This is a genomic window from Methylobacterium sp. E-016 (assembly GCF_022829745.1).
Classification (GTDB): Bacteria; Pseudomonadota; Alphaproteobacteria; order Rhizobiales; family Beijerinckiaceae; genus Methylobacterium.
Window position 1 is genome coordinate 1 of the sequence record NZ_JAKSYF010000077.1, and the last position, 4311, is coordinate 4311.

4 protein-coding genes and 1 pseudogene are annotated in these 4311 nt (G+C 58.4%); 4 read left to right on the top strand and 1 reads right to left on the bottom strand.

Going from position 1 to position 4311, the window contains the following annotated elements; translation table 11 throughout:
- Positions 1 to 372: 372 nt before the first annotated feature.
- From MKK68_RS08170 to MKK68_RS08180, 3 genes and pseudogenes are all read left to right on the top strand, one after another.
- Positions 373 to 1848, top strand: a complete 1476-nt coding sequence (locus MKK68_RS08170) for a PAS domain S-box protein (protein ID WP_244029736.1) — start codon at positions 373 to 375, stop codon at positions 1846 to 1848.
- Positions 1849 to 2317: 469 nt separating this feature from the next.
- Positions 2318 to 2563 (top strand): hypothetical protein, encoded by a 246-nt coding sequence (locus tag MKK68_RS08175; protein ID WP_244029738.1) that lies wholly within the window; start codon positions 2318 to 2320, stop codon positions 2561 to 2563.
- 175 nt (positions 2564 to 2738) lie between these two features.
- Positions 2739 to 2867: pseudogene (locus MKK68_RS08180) on the top strand (IS5/IS1182 family transposase); the annotation flags it as partial.
- 25 nt (positions 2868 to 2892) lie between these two features.
- On the opposite strand, the gene MKK68_RS08185 reads toward MKK68_RS08180, so the two are convergent.
- The gene (locus MKK68_RS08185) at positions 2893 to 3141 is read right to left on the bottom strand and encodes a DUF6894 family protein (protein ID WP_244029740.1); all 249 of its coding nucleotides are present in this window, start codon (positions 3139 to 3141) and stop codon (positions 2893 to 2895) included.
- A 272-nt stretch (positions 3142 to 3413) separates the two neighbouring features.
- Here MKK68_RS08185 and MKK68_RS08190 point away from each other — a divergent pair, with 272 nt between their 5' ends.
- Positions 3414 to 4178, top strand: a complete 765-nt coding sequence (locus MKK68_RS08190) for a Crp/Fnr family transcriptional regulator (protein WP_244029742.1) — start codon at positions 3414 to 3416, stop codon at positions 4176 to 4178.
- Positions 4179 to 4311: the final 133 nt, after the last annotated feature.

Here is a 4311-nt window from a genome sequence, read left to right on the forward strand (position 1 = left end):
CTCGCGCGCAAGCTCGGCACGGGCGGCGGGTGTCCACATCGGCGTTCCAGGGTGAGCGTCAGACACTCTCCCAACGCTGACGATGCTCGCCGCTCACCCCAAGCAGCGATCCGCGGCTGCCCCTTATGAAACGGGGTCTCAAACTACTCTAAGGCGCCTTCAGGGCGCCGCCAGAACTAAATCCGGCGAGGCGCCAATCACCCATCCTATCAAAATTCTCATCCTCACCCCCCCTCTATGACCAAACTAGAATCATACTCATCATTTTGTAATCGATGAAACTCATGTGATTAGATAAATTTTTTAAGAGATTGTTCTTAGAACTCAGCTTCTATAAGCGGGTGCCCCTGCCTAATCGTTCGGAGTTCACCTGTGCGCTTGTTCGAGACTCCCTCACGTGCACTTTTCGATAGTATCGATCGTTCAAATGCCCGCATCACGTTCGCTCCTGACGGCACGATATTGGATGCCAATGCCAAATTTCTTGGTCTCGTCGGTTATACATTGACCGAGTTGAAGGGACAGAACCACCGGAACTTCGCCCCTCCTGCGGAGCGCGATGCGCCGGCCTATCATGCGTTCTGGGATGCGTTGCGTCGAGGTGAGGCGCAGACCCGCGAGTTCAAGCGCGTTGCCAAGGGCGGTCGTGAGGTGTGGATTCAGGCGACGTACAATCCAATTCTCGACCGCGCCGACCGCGTCAGCAAGATCGTGAAGTTTGCTACCGATATCACGGCCCAAGTCCAGCGTTCGATCGACCAGGAAGGCCAACTTGCCGCTCTCAACCGCTCGCAGGCGGTCATTGAGTTTGCCCTCGACGGCACTGTCCTGACCGCCAATCCGAACTTTCTAGGTACGCTAGGCTACCAACTCCATGAGATCCGTGGGCAGCATCACAGCCTGTTCGTCGATGCCAACGAGCGGAAGGAGGAAACCTATCGCAGCTTCTGGGCTGATCTTGGTCAGGGCAAGTTCAAATCTGGTGAGTTCCGGCGGATCGCCAAGGACGGTCACGAGGTCTGGATCCAGGCGACCTACAATCCGATCAGCGACCGGGATGGCATTTCGTTCAAGGTGGTGAAGTTCGCTACCGATATCACGGCACAGGTTCACGAGCGACACCGTCGAGCCAGAGCGCAGCACGCGATCGGCGCCGACCTCGATGCGATCGGCCATGCAGTAGAGAATGTCACTCGTCAAACGGTCGACGCAGCAGGCACGGTGGGGCAGGTCTCGAACGACATCCAGTCTGTCGCCTCCGGCGCTGAGGAGCTGTCGGCGTCGGTTGGCGAGATCGGTCAGCAGGTAAGCCATGCTGCACGAATGGCTGGACAGGCGGTTGAGCAAACACAGCGCACGGGCAGCATCGTTGCTGGCTTGAGCGACCAGGCGTCGCAGATTGGCGATGTCGTGACGCTGATCCAGGGCATCGCGGCCCAGACCAACCTGCTAGCACTGAACGCCACCATCGAGGCGGCGCGTGCCGGCATGGCGGGCAAAGGCTTCGCCGTGGTTGCCTCCGAGGTGAAGGCGCTGGCCGAGCAGACGGCCAAGGCGACCGACCAGATCCGTGGGCAGATTGTAGCGACCCAGACCGCTGCGCGCGAGGCGGTCAATGCCATCGGCTCGATCCAGGCGACAATCCGCTCGCTCGATGAGGTGTCGGGTGCCATCGCCGCTGCGGTCGAGGAACAATCCGCGGTGACTCGGGAGATGTCAGGCAGCATGCAAACGGCCGCGCATGGGGTAACGACGATCGCCAGCGGCATGGAGGACATCGCCCGAGCGAGCGAGCAGGTGGATCAAGCGACTCGCAAGGTACGCCAAGCTTCCCAGGCGGCTGCCTGAGGCCATCTCGATACGCCGGAATCAGGTGAGCGCGACTATCATTCCTCTCAAGCGTCAGTCCAAGCCGCCGGTGATGAACCTCCGCTCCGACAGGAACGAGAAGGTACTGGCAGCGGATCTACACCCTGCCACCTTTCAACATGGCAATCGACGTAGCGCTGGGGGCATCCGCTACTTTCGCCAAACCACACGATAAGACGGAGGCGAGAGTGGCCGAGACCCGCGCGGCAGCCTTTCCCGCACTGAGAGCAGTGATTGAGCACATACGTACCGCCGCGCCTAGCGAGGACACCCGCGCCCTCGGGCTCGGATGGTAAGCAAGATGCTACGGTGATGCGGAGAGTGTGACACGCCAATCATCAAATGAGAGCGCCCACCCCGGAGCATCCTGGCAAGATCCCTGCTCACGGGGCGGTACAGGACGATCAATATGGCGCTTAGTGGTCTCCCCCCGGCCGCGTGCCGGCACATGGACATGTTGATCGATCTGCTGAGCAAATTTCCGACCGGGCAAAGTGACCAAGCGGTTCGGGCGATGATCGAGCAGTTAGATATGCTGGAGTACGAGGCGCGGTGGCAGGGGGCCAGTCCCGTAACCCTCTCTGCCATCCAGGGGGCGAAAGTTCTCCTGGACGTTTCCGAACTGCAGCCTCGCCGCATGCACGCGTTGTCATCGCTACATGATCGACGACGCGTCATAGGCGCGAAGCATTGAGGCGCATGACCGACATATTCACATCCCCCGCTACGGATAGAGCTCGACCGTTTTCTCCGCTTCAGGGTCGCTAGAGCCCTTCCTGTTCGGATTGAGTCGCGGGTAGCGTTGAGGTGCGCAGTCTGATTCGATGGCGCGCGTTCGAAGGAGAGCGCGATGCCTTCATCTATAATAGGTGTCGGACTGCAAGGCGGGAGCGCAACTCTTCAAGCGCTCGCCGGCCTGCCAGCTCATGCTGGCCGACAAGAGCTACGACAGCAACGCCATCCGGCGTCAGATCGGGGCGACAGGGGTAGCGCCCAACACAAGGAGCCCATATTAACACCTGACTATGAGGCAGATGCGTCCAGAAGAAAACCGCTTAGCTTAAGATCGAGCCGTATAATTACGAGGCCCTGCTGATCTTTGACCTCCATGTGCCACAGTTCTCCGCTTAGCATCTGCGCTGCCTTAGCTTTAATGAGATCCCCGGCGAAACGGAATGCCTCGACACCGGCGGCTCGCATGTTCACGAATTCAACACCCTCATCGTCCGAGCTATTATCGTCGTCATAGACGTGAAAATAATACCGAAGCATTCAGCACTCCGCACAATCAGGCGGAAGCGATTTTACGCCTACGCTCGCCAGGACCTACCAGTATCAGATTGAGAGGAAGAAAAATACATCAAAAGTGTGATTTATCGACCATCGCCGAACATTCAGCTCCTCATCGGCGAATTTTTGAATGCTGACAGGATTGACCAGAGAGTAAAATTTGTGCGCTACGGGTTCTTAAGTCATCAAATGATGAAATCCTAGAGGTTTTTTTTGATATACGCTCCCGATATCCATACATACGTCGAGGCGTGATGCAGCATGCACTGACCCGAAAGCTGGAATGCTTCGAGGCCCTGTCGGATGAAGATCGACAGGCCCTGGAGGGTCTGGTGCCACGCATCCGGCAGGTCGATGCACGAGTTGATCTGATCCAAGAGGGTGACGAACCAGAGAACGTTCATCTAATCCTCGACGGCCTCGCTTGCCGCTACAAGGTGCTGCCGGATGGCAAACGCCAGATCATGGCCCTGATGGTCCCAGGGGATTTCTGCAATCTGAATGTGTTCATTCTCGATCAGATGGACCACAACATCGGCACGATCTCCGCGTGCCAGGTCGTCGACATACCGCGTCGGGCAGTCGACGAGATCACTGGGTCTCACCCTCAGATAACTCGGGCTTTCTGGTGGTGCGCCCTCGTCGATGAGGCGGTGCTGCGCGAGTGGTTGGTCAATCTTGGTGGCCGTACACCGGACCAGCGTCTCGCTCATCTACTCTGCGAACTGCTGGTCCGGCTCGATGCTGTCGGGAAGGTGACGAACGACAGCTACGCCTTCCCGTTCACGCAGGTGGAGCTTGCGGATGCGATGGGCCTCTCTGCCGTTCACGTGCACCGCACGATGCGAGAGCTTCGTGATCTCGGCCTGATTACAATCAAACAGCGCGTTCTGACGATCCATGATGTTGAGAAACTGAAGGCGTTCTGCCGGTTCACGCCGAACTACCTCCATCTCAAGAACACCCGTTGGGGCGCACGCCGGAGCGAGCCATGGCTGAATCAGCTCCGCGGGGGTTAGACATGGATGCGCGAGACAACGTCAAGACGTTGCTCGTGCTGCAGCCGATCATGGTCGACACTAGCAGCCCAGATTGCGAAGGGCGACTGGTCCTGGCCAACGGCTTGCTGATCGCGGTGTTGGTGCGCCTCGA

Excerpts from the sequence above, each read along its gene's own strand:
- MKK68_RS08185 (WP_244029740.1), bottom strand. The coding sequence starts at position 3,141 with ATGCTTCGGTATTATTTTCACGTCTATGACGACGATAATAGCTCGGAC.
- MKK68_RS08190 (WP_244029742.1), top strand. The coding sequence starts at position 3,414 with ATGCAGCATGCACTGACCCGAAAGCTGGAATGCTTCGAGGCCCTGTCG.
- MKK68_RS08175 (WP_244029738.1), top strand. The coding sequence starts at position 2,318 with ATGGACATGTTGATCGATCTGCTGAGCAAATTTCCGACCGGGCAAAGT.